This is a genomic window from Kribbella pratensis (genome assembly GCF_004366075.1).
Classification (GTDB): Bacteria; Actinomycetota; Actinomycetes; order Propionibacteriales; family Kribbellaceae; genus Kribbella; species Kribbella pratensis.
The window spans coordinates 1120505-1135819 of sequence record NZ_SODU01000001.1; the positions used below are offsets into that span (position 1 = coordinate 1120505).

General features: G+C 69.6%; 12 protein-coding genes and 2 riboswitches. Of the genes, 5 read left to right on the top strand and 7 right to left on the bottom strand.

The window, feature by feature from the left end; translation table 11 throughout:
- Positions 1-125: 125 nt before the first annotated feature.
- Genes EV137_RS05430 through EV137_RS05450 form a run of 5 tightly spaced genes read right to left on the bottom strand, consistent with a single transcriptional unit; the run spans position 126 to position 6458 of the window.
- Positions 126-722: an LURP-one-related family protein gene (locus EV137_RS05430; protein WP_238175104.1), complete on the bottom strand. Its 597-nt coding sequence runs from the start codon at positions 720-722 to the stop codon at positions 126-128.
- Positions 719-2158, bottom strand: a complete 1440-nt coding sequence (gene bluB / locus EV137_RS05435; protein WP_134126917.1) for a 5,6-dimethylbenzimidazole synthase — start codon at positions 2156-2158, stop codon at positions 719-721. The genes EV137_RS05430 and bluB overlap by 4 nt, the downstream gene beginning before the upstream one ends.
- The gene (locus EV137_RS05440; RefSeq protein ID WP_134126919.1) at positions 2155-3555 is read right to left on the bottom strand and encodes a cobyrinic acid a,c-diamide synthase CobB; all 1401 of its coding nucleotides are present in this window, start codon (positions 3553-3555) and stop codon (positions 2155-2157) included. Before EV137_RS05440 ends, bluB begins: the two co-directional genes overlap by 4 nt.
- A gap of 58 nt (positions 3556-3613) precedes the next feature.
- Complete coding sequence (gene cobO, locus EV137_RS05445; RefSeq protein WP_134126920.1) at positions 3614-4228, bottom strand: cob(I)yrinic acid a,c-diamide adenosyltransferase; 615 nt, start codon at positions 4226-4228, stop codon at positions 3614-3616.
- Between the two features lies 1 nt (position 4229).
- Positions 4230-6458 (bottom strand): magnesium chelatase subunit D family protein, encoded by a 2229-nt coding sequence (locus EV137_RS05450; RefSeq protein WP_202870816.1) that lies wholly within the window; start codon positions 6456-6458, stop codon positions 4230-4232.
- Between the two features lie 69 nt (positions 6459-6527).
- A riboswitch (cobalamin riboswitch) is annotated at positions 6528-6653 on the bottom strand.
- 63 nt (positions 6654-6716) lie between these two features.
- Here EV137_RS05450 and EV137_RS41940 point away from each other — a divergent pair.
- The 5 genes from EV137_RS41940 to EV137_RS40405 all read left to right on the top strand — a co-directional run bounded on the left by EV137_RS41940 (position 6717) and on the right by EV137_RS40405 (position 10582).
- Positions 6717-7118: a 3-keto-5-aminohexanoate cleavage protein gene (locus EV137_RS41940; protein WP_166679779.1), complete on the top strand. Its 402-nt coding sequence runs from the start codon at positions 6717-6719 to the stop codon at positions 7116-7118.
- 23 nt (positions 7119-7141) lie between these two features.
- Positions 7142-7384, top strand: a complete 243-nt coding sequence (locus EV137_RS05460) for a 3-keto-5-aminohexanoate cleavage protein (protein ID WP_166679780.1) — start codon at positions 7142-7144, stop codon at positions 7382-7384.
- A 212-nt stretch (positions 7385-7596) separates the two neighbouring features.
- Positions 7597-7749, top strand: coding sequence for a hypothetical protein (locus tag EV137_RS40400; protein ID WP_166679781.1), 153 nt, complete (start codon positions 7597-7599; stop codon positions 7747-7749).
- Positions 7750-7869: 120 nt separating this feature from the next.
- Positions 7870-9798: an HNH endonuclease signature motif containing protein gene (locus EV137_RS05465; RefSeq protein WP_134126922.1), complete on the top strand. Its 1929-nt coding sequence runs from the start codon at positions 7870-7872 to the stop codon at positions 9796-9798.
- 610 nt (positions 9799-10408) lie between these two features.
- Positions 10409-10582 (top strand): hypothetical protein, encoded by a 174-nt coding sequence (locus EV137_RS40405; RefSeq protein ID WP_166679782.1) that lies wholly within the window; start codon positions 10409-10411, stop codon positions 10580-10582.
- 70 nt (positions 10583-10652) lie between these two features.
- On the opposite strand, the gene surE is transcribed toward EV137_RS40405, so the two are convergent.
- Both surE and cobN read right to left on the bottom strand, forming a co-directional pair.
- Entirely contained in the window at positions 10653-11411 is a 759-nt protein-coding gene (surE, locus tag EV137_RS05470; protein ID WP_134126924.1) for a 5'/3'-nucleotidase SurE, read from the bottom strand.
- A gap of 12 nt (positions 11412-11423) precedes the next feature.
- Positions 11424-15125: a cobaltochelatase subunit CobN gene (cobN, locus tag EV137_RS05475; protein WP_134126926.1), complete on the bottom strand. Its 3702-nt coding sequence runs from the start codon at positions 15123-15125 to the stop codon at positions 11424-11426.
- Positions 15126-15159: 34 nt separating this feature from the next.
- A riboswitch (cobalamin riboswitch) is annotated at positions 15160-15284 on the bottom strand.
- Positions 15285-15315 lie beyond the last annotated feature (31 nt).

The window sequence follows — 15315 nt, forward strand, 5'->3', positions numbered from 1 at the left end:
GACTGCGCTGTGCTACGCCCATGGATACAGCCTCGCACCGGGCCGGACCGGAACCAAGCCCACTCAGGGTAGGTTCACCCGAAAGAGTGAGCCCGTCGTACGACCGTGGTCGTACGCCGGGGAGCTCAGCGGGACTGCAGGGCGTCGAGGGCGACCGTCATCGCGGCGGCGACGCGGAAGTCCAGGCGCTCGTCCTGGACGGTGATCCGGTAGCGGTCCCGGACCGACATCTTGCGCTCGACCGACAGCACTGGCTTGCCGGAGCCGTCCTCGACGAAGTCGAAGTGGAAGATGAACGGTAGCGGGATCTCCCCGACGAACGGCACGAAGTCCCAGACCCGGCGCACGATCGCGATCGTCTGATTCCGCTCGGTCCCGTAGGCGTGCACGTCGCCGTTGCCCAGCTGCCAGCTCGATCGGAGCAGGCTCTTCGCGAACTCCTTCTTGAAACCACCGATCGGCTGCCCGCCGGCGTCGTACACGTCGTATCCGGAGCCGAGGTCGACCACCGAGCGCGCCTTGAACGAGAACACCGGCTGGGTCTTGGTGTCGTCGCTGTAGAACGTCACCTGCTCCTTGAACGCCATCCGCTTCTGCTGCGCGAACGCGAGCAACTGCCCGTCGGTCCCGTCCGGGTTGGTGGCGATCAGCTCGTACTTGTTCGCCATCAACGTCACACGCTGCTTCATCGAGAACGCGGGCACGTACATAACTGCAGTCATGTCGTGGAGTGTGTCAGACCACAGGCCGACGCACCGACCTGCAGGCCGCGAGCGAGCGCCTCGGCGCGCTCCGAATTCTCTTCGATCTGTACGACGAGGTTGCCGACACCCTGCAGCGCGAGGTCGCGGGCGATCTCGACGCCGAACTCGACCGCCTCGGCGGGTGTGCGCGCCGGCCGCCACAACACCCCGAAGTCGGCGGGCGGCCGGTCTGCCTTCAGATCGACGACCAGTGCCTCGGCCTGCCGCAGCTGCGTCGCGTCGCCGCCGACGATCACGTGGACCCGCTGACCGGTGGCCGGTACGGCGTTCTGCGCGGCCTGCAGGGCGTCGTCGACGATCGACGTGTCGCGGCGGCCCCATTCCTCGTGGTGGACCGCCCACGACAGCGGGCGCCGCTTCGCCCATCCGGAACGCACGAGCTCGGGCGCTGCGGCGAACTCGTCGACGTACCCGACGCAGAGGTAGCCGACCAGCTCGATGTGGGCGGGCAGGTCGAGGGCCGCGGCGACCTCACCTGGTTCGAAGAACGAGACCCAGCCGACGCCGAGGCCCTCGGCGCGGGCGGCGAGCCAGAGGTTCTGGATCGCGATCGCCGCGGAGAACATGGTCGTTCGCGGATCCGCGTGCCGGCCGAGGACGTGCCGGCCGCCGCGGCCGGGGTCGCAGGTCACCGCGAGGTTCAGCGGGGTGTCGAGGATCGCCTCGATCTTGAGTCCGTCGAACGCTGCGCGGCGATCTTCCGGGAGGGACGCGGCGAACACGTCCCGTTGCGCGATCGCGAGATCGTGCACCTTGCGGCGGGTCGCGAGGTCGCGGATCACCAGGAAGTCCCACGGCTGGCTCAGCCCGACACTCGGGGCCCGATGCGCCGCCTCCAGCACCCGCCCGAGCGTCACGTCGTCGACGGGCAGGTCCAAGAACCCCCGCCGTACGTCACGCCGCTCGGCAATCACCCGCTGCACAACGTCCCGATCCCGCACGTCATACCCAGCCGCCCGCTCGACCACCGCGCGATCCGCTGCCTCGCTCCCAGCCGCCCGCTGCACGACTGCGCGACCCGGGGCCTCGTTCCCAGCCGCCGCCTGGACACCGATCGCGATGGTGGTGTTGGGGGTTTGCCGTTTCGGGACGAGGAGTCGGGCGCCGGTTGCGAGGACGGCTGCTTCGGCGACGCTGGGGGTTCCTTTGAGGTGCTCGACCTGGGCGCTCGGGGTCGGCACCGACTGCTTGGCGAGCTCGTCCTTCGAGAACGTGCGAAGCCCAGCGCCGAGCTGCGCAACCAGTTCTTGCAGCGCGGGCTCGTTCTCCTTGCCGGTGATCGTGACGACCAGTCGGACCTCGCCCGCGAGTTCGTGCAGGGCTGCCGTCACGAGATCCTGCAGTTCCGCGGACGGCGTACCGGTGCGGAGTCCAACGCCGACGACCAAGTTCACCGCGCACGCTCGCGGGCGGCAGCGACCAGGCGGGCCGGGACGTCCGGGGTGGCGGTCCAGTGCAGGTGCAGGTACGACGCGTGGACGTGGGGAAGGGTGATTCCCTCGACGCCGCCGGGGAGATGCCAGGCCGGTTGTACGTCGGCCTCGAGGTCGACCGTGGTGCGGTGGAACTCGTGGCCGCGCACCCGGCGTCCTTCGTCGAAGAACGTGGTGCTCGTCGCGGCGATCGCCGTACGGTAGCCGAGGGTGAGGCGGGTGGTCATGCGGGCGGTCGCCGGGAGTACGCCGGTCATCGGGTGACCGTCGAGTTCGCGGCAGAGGTAGAGCAGACCGGCGCATTCGGCGATCACCGGGAGACCGTCGGCGACCGCGGCGGCCACTTGTTTGCGCAGCTCGACGTTCGCGGAGAGCGCCTCGGCATGCAACTCCGGGAAGCCGCCGCCGAGGTAGAGCGCAGCGGTTGCCTCGGGCAACGGATCGACGAGTGGGTCGAAGGTGACGACCTCCGCTCCGGCAGCGGTGAGCAGCTCGGTCGTCTCCGTGTAGTGGAACGAGAACACCGGCCCCGCCGCAACAGCCACCACCGGCCGCAGCTGCCGAACTGCACTCGCCGCCGGGGCGGTCGAACCTCCGCCAGCTCGCGCTGGTGTGCGCTGGGGCGGGTCAAGGGCGGTGGTTGGAGTCCAGGGGGTGGCTTGGTGGGGTGGAGCGGAGTGGGCCGCGGCTACTACTGCCTGAAGGTCTACGCCTTGGCGGACCAGTTCTGCGGCGGCGTCCACGGCTTGTTCGGCTTGGGTGTGTTGTTCGTTGGCGGGGATCAGGCCGAGGTGGCGGCTGGGAACTGTCAGGCGGGTGTCGCGGCGGAGGACGCCGAGGACCGGTACGCCGGTCGGCGCGACCCCGGCTCGTACTTCGGCCTCGTGGCGGTCCGAACCCACCTTGTTCAAGATCACCCCGACGATGCGGATCTCGGTGTCGAAGGCAACGAAACCTTGCACTACGGCGCCGACGCTCCGGCCCGCCGCCGACGCGTCGACGACCAGCACGACAGGTGCCTTCAGCAACTTCGCGACGTGGGCCGTCGAGGAGAAACCTTCCGTCCCGAGCGCACCGTCGTACAGCCCCATCACGCCCTCGACCACGGCCAGGTCCGCACCCTCGGAACCGTGCTCGAACAGGGGTCCCACCAGCTCCTCCCCCGACAGCATCGGATCGAGGTTCCGCCCCGGCCGTCCGGTCGCGACCGCGTGGAACCCGGGATCGATGTAGTCCGGCCCCACCTTGAACCCGGCCACCACATGACCGGCCCGCCGCAACGCCGCCATCAACCCAACGGCAACGGTGGTCTTACCCGCTCCGGACGCCGGCGCCGCAACCACCACCCGAGGAATCATGACTGCTCCCCCAGTCCGCGCGGGCTCGCCGACCCCACTCCGCGCGGGCTCGCCTGGGTCACCACTCGATGCCCTTCTGGCCCTTCTGGCCGGCGTCCATCGGGTGCTTGAGCTTCGTCATCTGGGTGGCGAGGTCGGCGGCCTCGAGGAGCTTGGGATGGGCGTCGCGTCCGGTGATCACGACGTACTGGTGTCCGGGACGGTTGACGAGCGTGTCGACGACCTCGTCCACGTCGACCCAGCCCCACTTCATCGGATACGTGAACTCGTCGAGCACATACAGGTCATGGGTCTCGGCGGCCAGCCGGCGCTGGATCTCCCGCCAGCCCTCGACCGCGTCGGCGGCGTGGTCCTCCTCGGTACCCGCCTTCCGGGACCAGCTCCAGCCCTCGCCCATCTTGTGCCAGTCGACCGGCCCACCCTCACCGGTCGTTTCGTGCAGCCTGCCGAGCGCCTTGAACGCGCTCTCCTCGCCGACCTTCCACTTCGCGCTCTTCACGAACTGGAAGACCCCGAGGTTCCAGCCCTGGTTCCAGGCCCGCAGCGCCATCCCGAACGCCGCCGTCGACTTCCCCTTCATCTCGCCGGTGTGCACCATCAGCAGCGGACGGTTGCGACGCTGGCGGGTGGTCAGGCCGTCCTCCGGTACGGCGACCGGCTGTCCCTTCGGCATCTCAGGCCGCCTTCCGTTCGGTGACCGTCCGGATGAGGTTGCCCGCGGCAACGTCTCCGAGGTCGAGGTACTCCGCTCCGAGGTCCGCGGCGAGATCCGCCGAAAGTCCGAGACGGATGCCGCGGCGCGGCTCGCAATCCACCACGACGGTCGCGACCCCGCGCTGCGCCAGCCATCCGGCCGCCTGGCGGGCGCGGGCGAACGCGTGCTCGCCGTGGGTCGCGCGGCCGTCGGTCACGAGCACGAGGAGCGGGCGGCGGCGCGGATCGCGGATCGCGGCGATCCGCAGTACCTCGGCCGCCTGCAGCAGCCCTTCGGCGAGCGGCGTACGGCCACCGGTCGGGAGGGATTCGAGACGTCGTACGGCGGTTTCCACACTGCCCGTCGGCGGTAGAGCGACCGTCGCGGCAGCACCGGCGAACGTGACGAGACCGACCGTGTCGCGGCGCTGGTACGCGTCGAGCAGGAGCGAGACGATCGCGGTCTTCACCTCACCCATCCGCTTCTTCGTCCCCATCGAACCGGACGCGTCGACGCAGAACAGTACGAGATTGCCCTCACGCCCTTCCCGCACCGCGAGCCGCACATCGTCCGCCCGCACCACCAGTCCAGGACCGCTGCGCCCGCGAACCTTCTGGTACGGCGCTGCGTTGCGCATCGTCCCGAGCAGATGCGGCCGCCCCGCCTCACGTCCGAGCCGGCCGCGATCCCCGACCACACGCCCCACCTCGGTGATCGCCCGCGACCGCCGCCCCGCGACACCGGCACCGGCCATCTGAACACTCAGCAGCCGAGCCTTGTACGGCGCAGAACTTCCGACGACCTCACCACTCGGCGCGGCCCCTGACCGGCCCGCCTCGGCCGTGCTGTCCTCCGAGCTCTTTGGGCGCTCATCCGGCTCCGAGGGGCTGTGGTGAGGTGGAGCGGTGGTCGGATCCGCCGTGTCGTTACCGGCGTGCTGTGCATCGGCAGGCTGAGCACCCGTGTCCGTCGGCTCGTCGGATCCGTCCGATCCGTCCGCATCGTCCGCGCCGCCCGCGCTGTCGCGGTCGCCCGCCTCGTTCCCGTCCGATCCGCCCGAGCCGCCCGGTCCGCCTGGGCCCGGGTCGTCGTCGGGGTCTTCGGGTGGGGTGCTGTTCTTGATTGCTTCTTCGAGTTGCTGGTCGTCGAGTCCGGGAGCGTCGAAGGGGTTCCGTCGGCGGCGGTGTGGGAGGGCGAGTTTGGCCGCGGCCCGCACATCGTCGACCTCGACGACCGTGCGGCCGGACCAGGCTGCGTGGGCGACCGCCGTACGGGCCGTGACCAGGTCGGCGCGCATCCCGTCGACGTCGAACGACGCGCAGATCTCCGCGATCTGGCGGAGCGCCGAGTCGGTCAGGATCACCTCGGTCAGCAGGTCGCGCGCCTTCACGATGCGTTCGGCGAGTTCCCGCTGCGCACCGTCGTACCGGGCAACGAAGCTCTCCGGGTCCGCCTCGTAGGTCAGCCGCGCGCGCATCACCTCCACGCGGACGGCGGGATCGCGGCTGGCGACCACGTCGACGGTCAGCCCGAACCGGTCGAGGAGCTGCGGCCGGAGCTCGCCCTCCTCGGGGTTCATCGTGCCGACGAGCACGAACCGCGCCGGGTGGGTCACCGACACACCGTCCCGCTCGACGCTCGCACGCCCCATCGCGGCGGCGTCGAGGAGCACGTCGACCAGGTGGTCGTGGAGCAGGTTGACCTCGTCGACGTACAGCAACCCGCGATGCGCCGCGGCGAGCAGACCAGGCTCGTACGCCGTCACGCCCTCCGCGAGCGCCTTCTCCAGATGCAACGACCCGAGCACCCGATCCTCGGTCGCCCCCACCGGCAACTCCACCAGCCGAGCGGCACGCACACCCCGCCCGTCGGCACCCTGCGAGGCAGCACGCTCCGCAGCCGCCCGCCCCAGCGCGTCACGGTCCGGGGCAGGTTCCAGGACTGCGTGCGGGCCATCAGGACAGGACGAGTCCGGGTGGTCCGGATCGCACGAGAAGCGGCAGCCCGGCACCACGTCGACGGGCGGCAGGATCTCGGTGAGGGCGCGGACGGCGGTCGACTTCGCCGTACCCTTCTCGCCGCGGATCAGCACACCGCCGATGGCCGGCGAGATCGTCGCCAGGATCAGCGCGAGCTGGAGATCGTCCATCCCGACGATCGCGGTGAACGGGAACGAGTTCGACGGTCCGCTGAATGACGGAGCCCGCATCGGCGGTGGTCCCTTTCGTCGAGCGGGTGTCCACGCCCGCTACGGCCGGTACGCCGGTACGCGATGATCGCGAGCCTGCGGACGGCGGCAGATGTCCTGGCTTCCGGGATTCCTCCCGGTCACAGTGGCGGGACCGCCCCGGACTCCCAGCACGCTGGTCACCGGTGTTCCTCCACAGCCGTCGGCCCGATCATGACACATCCCCCCGCGCCACAACGCACCCCCGGTCACGTGGCACTCACCACGTACCGTGTGCCCATGATCAAGGCCTGCCTCAACGGCGACCGCACGGGGGAGGATCACCAAGGCGTGCCGATCACACCCGACGAGCTGGGACGGGACGCCGCCGCAGCCGTCGCCGCAGGAGCCGACGCGCTGCACATCCACCCTCGCGGAGCGAGCGGGCTCGAGACCCTCGAGTACGCCGACGTACAGGCAGCGGTGACCGCCGTACGACGGAACTGCCCCGGCGTGCCCGTCGGCGTGTCAACGAGAGAAGCCGCTCGTCCCGGATCTGGACGAGCGGCTCCGGTTGATCACAGCGTGGGAATCGGTAGCAGACTTCGCGAGCGTCAACTTCCACGAGAAAGGCGCCGAACGCGTCGCGGGCCTCTTGCTGGCCAAAGGCATCGGTGTAGAGGCAGGGCTGTTCACCCCTGAGGCGGCACGGAAATACCTCGCATGTGCTCGTAGAGGCGATCCCAGGCATCTCCCCCGGCCCGGACGGCGTCACCGCGGCCCGCGCCGTACTGGACCTCCTGCCACCCGCCGACACACTGGTGCACGGCGAGAACGAGTGGGCCTGGCCAGTACTGCGCTGGGCGCAGTCGGAGGGGTACAACCTCAGAGCCGGCCTGGAAGACATGCTCACCACCCCCAAAGGACAACCAGCGCAGTCAAACGCCGACCTACTGCACTACATCTGACCGCCGAGGAGGCCTCGCGGGTCACGGGATCCGAGGAAGACAGCCGACAACGCCGGCCGCCTGCTGCACAAGCTTCCTCGTCAGCTCGACCCGCTGCTTCGCGTGGCAGCGGCCGTCTCTCCGGAGAACACGCGGCAATCCGACCGCTGGAACATGAGGCCCCGGTCACCAATTCTTAGCGGCAGGTTCGAGCCGTCGACGGCGCCGGTGAGATGACCGGCACTGTCGCGTCGTACCACCAGCTCGCGTCGGTCGCCTGGCAGATCTTGGCACCGGCCGCAGGTGGCTCGGCCGACCCGCAAGCCGCCAGCCCTACGACGAGCGGCACCGCCAACAGCACCGCACTTCTCCGCGCGCAGTACTAGCGATCGGTCGTCAGGACAACCGAGCATGCGCCTTTCTAGACCTTCCTCGCCCTCGATCGGTAGCTCGACCACGGCATCCACGTGTTTGCTTGAGTCGAACACATGTTCTAATATAGGTCCATGACGGCGGTGGTGACGGCACAGCTTCCCGGCGAGCAGGCACTCGCCGGAGCCGAGGCTGCGTGGGCGCTGGTGCCGCCGGATGATTTGCCCGACCTCGCGGATCCATGTCCTCCGCGTTATCTGGGCGAGGAGGACTGGTACGACGACCTGCCGCCGATGTCGCGGGTGGACGGGCTGGAGTGGGAACTGTGGGCCGGGGTCGAGCAGGACGAGGCCGAACGCGAGATGCTTCGCCTGAAAGCACCCGCCTGGGTCTTCCTGCCGCCCGGCGCCGAGCTCGCCGCGGCGCTGGAGGAGCTGCGGCCACAGTGCGAGTCACCGATCGCGCTGATCGAGGCCATGAAGGCCGCAGCCCGCATGGAAGCCTGGGCCGCGGCCCTCAAGATCTCGGCGATGGCCTCGTTCCACCGCCAACGCAAGGCCCAAGCCACCGAGATCCCCCGCCCCACCCAGATCGACTCCACCGGCCGGCCGATCGACCCCGAACGATCCTGGGCGGCCGAAGTCGGCGCCGCACTGCGGCTGTCCACCAACACCGCAGCCCGACACATCGACACCGCACTCCACCTGACCGGCACCCTGCCGGCCACCCACACCGCGCTGCGCTGCGGCGCCCTGAGCTTCGCCAAAGCCCTCGCGATCTCCGAGGCCACCCGCACCCTGCCCGACACAGCCGCCCAAGCCGTCGAGGCACACGTGCTGCGCCGCGCCCCCGGCCAAACCCACGCCAACCTGAACGCATCCCTGCGCCGTCAGGTCGCCAAACACACCACCCACGACACCGCGGAGCGACACCGCACCGCGGTCGCGGAGCGCACCTGCAAAATCGTCCCGCTCACGGACGGCATGGCCGGCCTGTGGGTCGTGCACACCGCCGACAAGATCCAGCAAATGTGGGTCGTCATCCAAGCCATGGCCGACCTCGCCAAACGCCCAACACCAACCACCAACCCCCACCACACAAACGACCAGACGCCAGCCACCCACCCCACCGGCAAACCCAGCACCGCGACCACCGACGCGGCCCCTGGAGCCCGGACGACCAAGTCCGAGTCCAGCGCCAACTCCAATTCCAACGCCAAGTCCAATGCCACGCCCAATGCCACGCCCAATGCCACGCCCAGCGCCAAGTCCGACGGCGCTGGTGGTGACGATGTCACCGGGACCGTCGGGGCCGGAGTGGATTTCTCCGGTGAGCCGGCCGAGATGGAGTCCGGTCAGCGGGCAAAGGATGAGCGGAACGTCGAGCAACGACGAGCCGACGTAGTAGCCGACGTGTTCGAGCAAATGCTGCACAACGGGATGGACTGGCTCGGCCGCCGCCTACCCGACCAACACCGCCGACGACCCCACATCGAGGTCCTCGTCCCCATCACCACCCTCCTCGGCGTGGACGACGACCCCTGCGAACTCACCGGCTACGGACCCATCCCCGCCGAAATGGCCCGCCGCATCGCACGCGACGGCACCTGGCGACGACTCCTCACCGACCCCACCAACGGCACCGTCCTCGAAGCCTCCACCCACCGCCACGACCCAGGCACGGTCGTCACCGAAACCCTGCTCGCCCGCCACCCCGTCTGCGCCTGGCCCGGCTGCAACCGCACCTCACGCCAATGCGACCGCGACCACGCCACACCATTCAAACAATCCGGCCGGACAAACCTGACCGGACTGGTGCCCTACTGCGAATACCACCACGTCATCAAAGACACCCCGACGTGGGGATGGAAAACCACCACCCACCCCGACGGCTCCGTCACCCTCACCGCCCCCACCGGCCACCGCTACACCACCGTCCCACCCGCCCGCGGCCCGATCGCCCAAAACCACAACGAGAACCACAACGATCAGCAACCAAGGATCCATCCACCAACAGGACAACCGTCGACAAGACAGCCGTCGGCGGACCCACCACCGTTCTGACGGGCAGCTTGTCTTGCCGTCAACGTCTCCAGGCACCGTCCAGGTGGAAAGCTCCCGGCCAGCAACTGCCCGATCGCTGCCCAGTCGCCTCCCGATCGCTGCTCGGTCGTGGTCGGTCGGCTACTTAGGACCCTGAGCGGATAGGCATCACGCTGGGCTCCACCGGTCGCGCCAATCGATCAGCCGCCCGACGATCAGCACGGTCGTCGCGAGGCAGAGCGCAGCGTGGCGAGGGGGGCGCCGATCGGTGTTTCTTCGGAGTTGGCCGTAGTTCGACCACCAGGTGTTGGTGGCCTCGACGATCCACCGCAGCCCCCGCCGAAGCGGCTGCTTCTTCACTCCGGGGATCTTCGTGCCACGGCGCTGGATCTCGAATTCGGTGAGACCCGGGCCCGCAGTCGATCACGCACCGCGCCCGAGACGTGTTGGTGGACGAAGTTGCACACCAGGTCGGCGTACTGCTTTGGCTCTTCGAAGTGCGGGAAGTGGCCGGAGCGGGTGAAGGTGACGACTTGGCCGGTCGGAACGGTGTTGCGGTAGGTGTCGACCGAGACCGGGTCTGTGGCGAGGTCGGCTGCGGAATTACTGCCAGCCGGTCGAGCTTCGAGGTGTGCAGCTCGGGCAGGGTCACCATGTGATTGTTGCCGCGGGCCTACATCTCGTCGGTGAAACCGGCCGCTTCGCCGAGGCGCACGAACTCGGAGCGGCGCGACGGATCGTGGAAGGACAGCTCCTGGAATCGGTCGCCGAGACCGAATGCAGCGAGCGCCCCAACAACTGGTAACCGCCGCCGTGGCCGTGGATGAACAACAGCGGCGGTGCGTCCGTCGCGCCGTACTCGGCGACGAACAGCTTCAGCTCATCAGGCGCTTCGCGAGTGCGGTGGCGGCGGCGTCGTCCCTGACCTCACGGATGCCGACGATCGGCGTGACCGTCACGAAGCCCTCGGCGAGGAGGGCCTCGTCGGTGCCCGGAACCGTGGCGGCTTGCGGGGTGCGCTCCAGGGCGATCATCGGCTCACCCGACGGAGCTGTCGTGGCGACGAGGCGGGTACGCCGGTTCACGGCCAGTGACGCGTGCCGTACGCCGGCCAGCTGGTCCAGCGGACGGTCCGGAACGTTGATCGTCAGCACCGTCCCGCCCGGCTCGCCGGCGATCCACCCGAGCGCCTCGCCCGCGATGGTTGCTGCGGTCGCCCAATGCCTCGGGTCCTCCGAGTCGAGGCTGACGGCAACCGCCGACGTACCTGTCTCGGCCGCCGTCAGGGCCGCCGCGACGGTGCCTGAGTGGAAGATCGACACCCCGATGTTCATCCCGCGGTTGATCCCCGACAGCACCAGGTCCGGCGGCGCGCCGAACGCACCGGCCTGCGCCATCGTCACCGCGATGGCCGGGGTGCCCTCGATCCCGACGAATGTCACGCCGTTCTCCACGTCGGACGCGGTCCGGATCGGCCGGTTGACGATCCCGGCCCGCGCGGAGCCGACACCGCTCTCGTCGATCATCGGAGCGACCACGAGTACGTCGTACCCGAGCTCGGCGATCGCCGGCGCGACCGCCCGGATGCCTGGCGCTCGGTAACCGTCGTCGTTGGTGATCAGCACTCGGGGCATGCATCTACCCAATCAGCCGCGGTCCTCGATGTCACCCTCCGTCTCAAGGACTGCGTTCCGCAGCGTCTCCAGCGCCTCGGCCGACGGCTCCGCCCACAGCCCGCGCTGCGCCGCCTCCAGCAGCCGTTCCGCGATCCCGTGCCGTGCCCACGGGTTCGACTTGCGGAAGAACTCGGCCATCTCCGGATCGGCGACGTACTCCGTGGTCAGCGACTCGTACATCCAGTCGTCGACGACGCCCGCGGTCGCGTCGTACCCGAACAGGTAGTCCACGGTCGCGGCCATCTCGAACGCGCCCTTGTACCCGTGCCGCCGCATCGCCGCCATCCACCGCGGGTTCACCACCCTCGCACGGAAGACCCGCTTCGCCTCCTCGTCCAAGGTCCGGGTCCGAACCTGTGCGGGTACGGCGGAGTCGCCGACGTACGCCTTCGGGTTGGCGCCGGTGAGGTGCCGCACCATCGCGATCATGCCGCCGTGGTACTGGAAGTAGTCGTCGGAGTCCATGATGTCGTGCTCGCGGGTGTCCGCGTTCTTCGCCGCGACCTGGATCCTGCCGTACGCGCGTTCCATCGAGCCGCGGGCCTCGGCGCCGTCGAGGTCCTTTCCGTACGCGTACCCGCCCCACACGGCGTACACCTCCGCCAACTCGGCGTCGGTACGCCAGTTCCGCGCGTCGACGAGCGGCAGCAGGCCGGCGCCGTACGAACCGGGCTTGGAGCCGAACACGCGAGCCGTCGACTGCCTCAGATCATTGCCCGCCGCAACGTCTGCCTCCACGTGCGCGCGCAAGTAGTTGCTCGCAGCATCCTCGTCCAGGGAGGCCACCGTCCGCACCGCCTCGTCCAGCAGCGCGACGACATGCGGGAACGCGTCCCGGAAGAAGCCGGAGATCCGGATCGTCACGTCGATCCGCGGCCGGCCGAGCTCCTCGAGACCGACCACTTCGAAGGTGGTGACGCGTCGTGAGGCCTCGTCCCAGACCGGGCGGCAGCCGAGCAGCCAGAGCACTTCGGCGAGGTCGTCGCCCTGCGTGCGCATGGCCGACGTACCCCAGACGGTGAGGCCGACGGATCGCGGCCACTCCCCGGTCTCTGCCTGGTGCCGCGCCAGCAGCGAGTCGGCGAGTGCGACGCCGACGTCCCAGGCGTTGCGGCTCGGGATCGCCTTCGGGTCGACCGCGTAGAAGTTGCGGCCGGTCGGCAGCACGTTCACCAGCCCGCGAGTCGGCGAGCCGGACGGCCCAGCCTCCACGAACCGCCCGTCCAACGCCCGCAGGACGTTCGCCAGCTCGTCACCCGTGCGTCCGAGCCGCGGGACGACTTCGGTTGCCGCGAAGGTGAGCGACGCCTCGACCTGCTCGGATGCGCGGCCCAGAACCTCGCCGACCACCACCGGGACCTTCGTCGCGTCCCAGCTCAGCGTCTCCATCCCCACCACGAGCTTCCGCGCAACCGCCTCCAGCAGATCGACCCCGTCCGCGCCACTGACCGCCGGCAGATCGGCCAGCGTCGCGAGGTCGGCGAGGTCGGCGGCGGCCCCGGGGTTGGCAAGCAGTTCGGCCTCGTCCACTCCGAACGTGTCACCCAGCGCCGCCCGCAGCCCGGGGATCGAGTACGAACCGCCCCACAGTTGCCGAGCGCGCAGTACGGCGAGCACCAGGTTGACCCGCGCCTCACCCTCCGGCGCCCCGCCCAGCACATGCAGCCCGTCGCGGATCTGCACGTCCTTGATCTCGCAGAGATACCCGTCCAGATGCAGGACGAATTCGTCGAACTCCTCGTCGTCCGGCTTCTCGGAAGTGTGCAGATCGTGGTGCAACTGCGCCGCCTGGATCAGCGTCCAGATCTGCGCGCGCAGCGTCGGCACCTTCTCCGGGTCGAGCGCCGACACCGTCGCGTACTCGTCGAGCAGATACTCCAGCTTCGCCATGTCGCCGTACGTCTCGGCCCGCGCCATCGGCGGCACCAGGTGGTCGACGATCGTCGCGTGCGCCCGCCGCTTCGCCTGCGTCCCCTCGCCCGGGTCGTTGACGATGAACGGATACACCATCGGCAGGTTCCCGAGTACGGCGTCGGGCGCGCAGCCGGCCGCCATCCCGATCCCCTTGCCCGGCAGCCATTCCAGCGTGCCGTGCTTCCCGAGATGTACGACGGCCTGCGCGCCGAACCCGCCCTCGTCGGGCGACGCCTCCAGCCAGCGGTACGCCGCCAGGTAGTGGTGCGACGGTGCCATGTCCGGGTCGTGGTAGATCGCGACCGGGTTCTCGCCGAAGCCACGCGGCGGCTGGATCATCAGCACCACGTTCCCGAACCGCAGCGCAGCGAGCGCGATCGCCGGCTCCTCACCGGACGTGTCGACGTACAACTCCCCCGGCGCCTCACCCCACGCCCCGGTCATTGCCTCCTGCAACGACTCTGGCACACGACCGAACCAGGTGGCGTACGTGGACAGCGGGACCTTGGCGACCGCGTTGGCCAACTGCTCGTCCGTCAGCCAGTCGACGTCGTGCCCGCCCGCCGCGATCAACCGGTGAATCAAGCCGTCCGCACCGTCCGCGCCCTGCAGCTCGCTCAGATCGAGGTCGCCCAGGTCGTATCCGGCGTCCTTCAACTGCCCGAGCAGGACGACGGCCGACGCCGGCGTGTCCAGCCCGACAGCGTTCCCGATCCGCGCATGCTTGGTCGGGTACGACGACAACACGAGCGCGATCCGCTTCTCGGCCGGCGGAACGTGCCGCAGCCGGGCATGCGCGACCGCGATCCCGGCCAGCCGCGCGCACCGCTCCGCATCCGGCGCATAACGCGCCAGACCATCGGCGTCGTACGCCTTGAACGAGAACGGGATCGTGATCAGCCGACCGTCGAACTCCGGAATCGCCACCTGCGTGGCGGCGTCCAGCGGGCTCACGGCGGCGTCGCTCTCCACCCACTGCTCGCGGGTCGAGGTGAGTGCGAGGCCCTGGATCAACGGGATGTCGAGCGACGCCAGGGCGCCCGCGTCCCACGCATCATCCGCACCGCCCGCGCTCGCGTTCGCCGCCACCGCACCGCCCGCGGCGAGAAGCGTGGTGACCAGCACGTCGCACTTCCGCAGCAGATCGAAGAGCTCGACGTTCTCGGCCGGGTCGAGCCCGCGAAGAGTCCCGCAGTACACGGGAATTGGTTGCGCGCCGGCCTCGGCGACCGCCGCCGCGAGCGCGTCGACGAAGGCGGTGTTCCCGGAGATCTCGTGCGCGCGGTAGTACACGATCCCGACCACGGGCCGATCGTCGTCGACGAAGGATCCACGGACGCCGTACGCCGGGAGCGCGCGTGGGGGATCGAACTCGTCGCCGGTCAGCAGCAGCGTGTCCCGCAGGAAGCCGGCCAGGTTGCGGAGGTTGTCCGCGCCGCCCTCACGCAGGTAGGCGAGCGCCTCGGTGACCGCACCGGCGGGCACGGTCGACAGCGACATCAACTCGGCGTCCGGCGCGGCCTCACCGCTCACGACAACCGTGGGCTTCCCCGAGGCGAGGACCGCGTCGAGCCCGTCCTCCCACGCGCGGCGCCCACCGAGCAGCCGGACGACGACGATCTCGGCGTCGTCGAGCAGTGGTTCGAGACCGGCGAGGTCGAGCCGGGCCGGGTTCGCAACGCTCCACCCGGCATCGGCCGCGGCGGCCGCCAGCAGGTCGGTGTCGGCAGTGGACAGCAACAACAGCTTCGCAGGCATGCGCACGCGTTCCTTTCCGGGGTATCCACGCCCCGACTTCAGGTACGACGGCGGCAGTTCCTGACTCCCCTTCACGGGTCACAGTGGCGGGACCGCCCCGGACTCACACCGGGTTCCTGCTGATGCCGTCGATTGACGCCGCGACTCTATCCGACGTCCCCGGGCGGCACATGCAGAGCCAACGCTTGAT

Excerpts from the sequence above, each read along its gene's own strand:
- EV137_RS05430 (WP_238175104.1), bottom strand. The coding sequence starts at position 722 with ATGACTGCAGTTATGTACGTGCCCGCGTTCTCGATGAAGCAGCGTGTG.
- EV137_RS05440 (WP_134126919.1), bottom strand. The coding sequence starts at position 3,555 with ATGATTCCTCGGGTGGTGGTTGCGGCGCCGGCGTCCGGAGCGGGTAAG.
- cobO (WP_134126920.1), bottom strand. The coding sequence starts at position 4,228 with ATGCCGAAGGGACAGCCGGTCGCCGTACCGGAGGACGGCCTGACCACC.
- EV137_RS05450 (WP_202870816.1), bottom strand. The coding sequence starts at position 6,458 with ATGCGGGCTCCGTCATTCAGCGGACCGTCGAACTCGTTCCCGTTCACC.
- EV137_RS41940 (WP_166679779.1), top strand. The coding sequence starts at position 6,717 with ATGATCAAGGCCTGCCTCAACGGCGACCGCACGGGGGAGGATCACCAA.
- EV137_RS40400 (WP_166679781.1), top strand. The coding sequence starts at position 7,597 with ATGACCGGCACTGTCGCGTCGTACCACCAGCTCGCGTCGGTCGCCTGG.
- EV137_RS05465 (WP_134126922.1), top strand. The coding sequence starts at position 7,870 with ATGACGGCGGTGGTGACGGCACAGCTTCCCGGCGAGCAGGCACTCGCC.
- surE (WP_134126924.1), bottom strand. The coding sequence starts at position 11,411 with ATGCCCCGAGTGCTGATCACCAACGACGACGGTTACCGAGCGCCAGGC.
- cobN (WP_134126926.1), bottom strand. The coding sequence starts at position 15,125 with ATGCCTGCGAAGCTGTTGTTGCTGTCCACTGCCGACACCGACCTGCTG.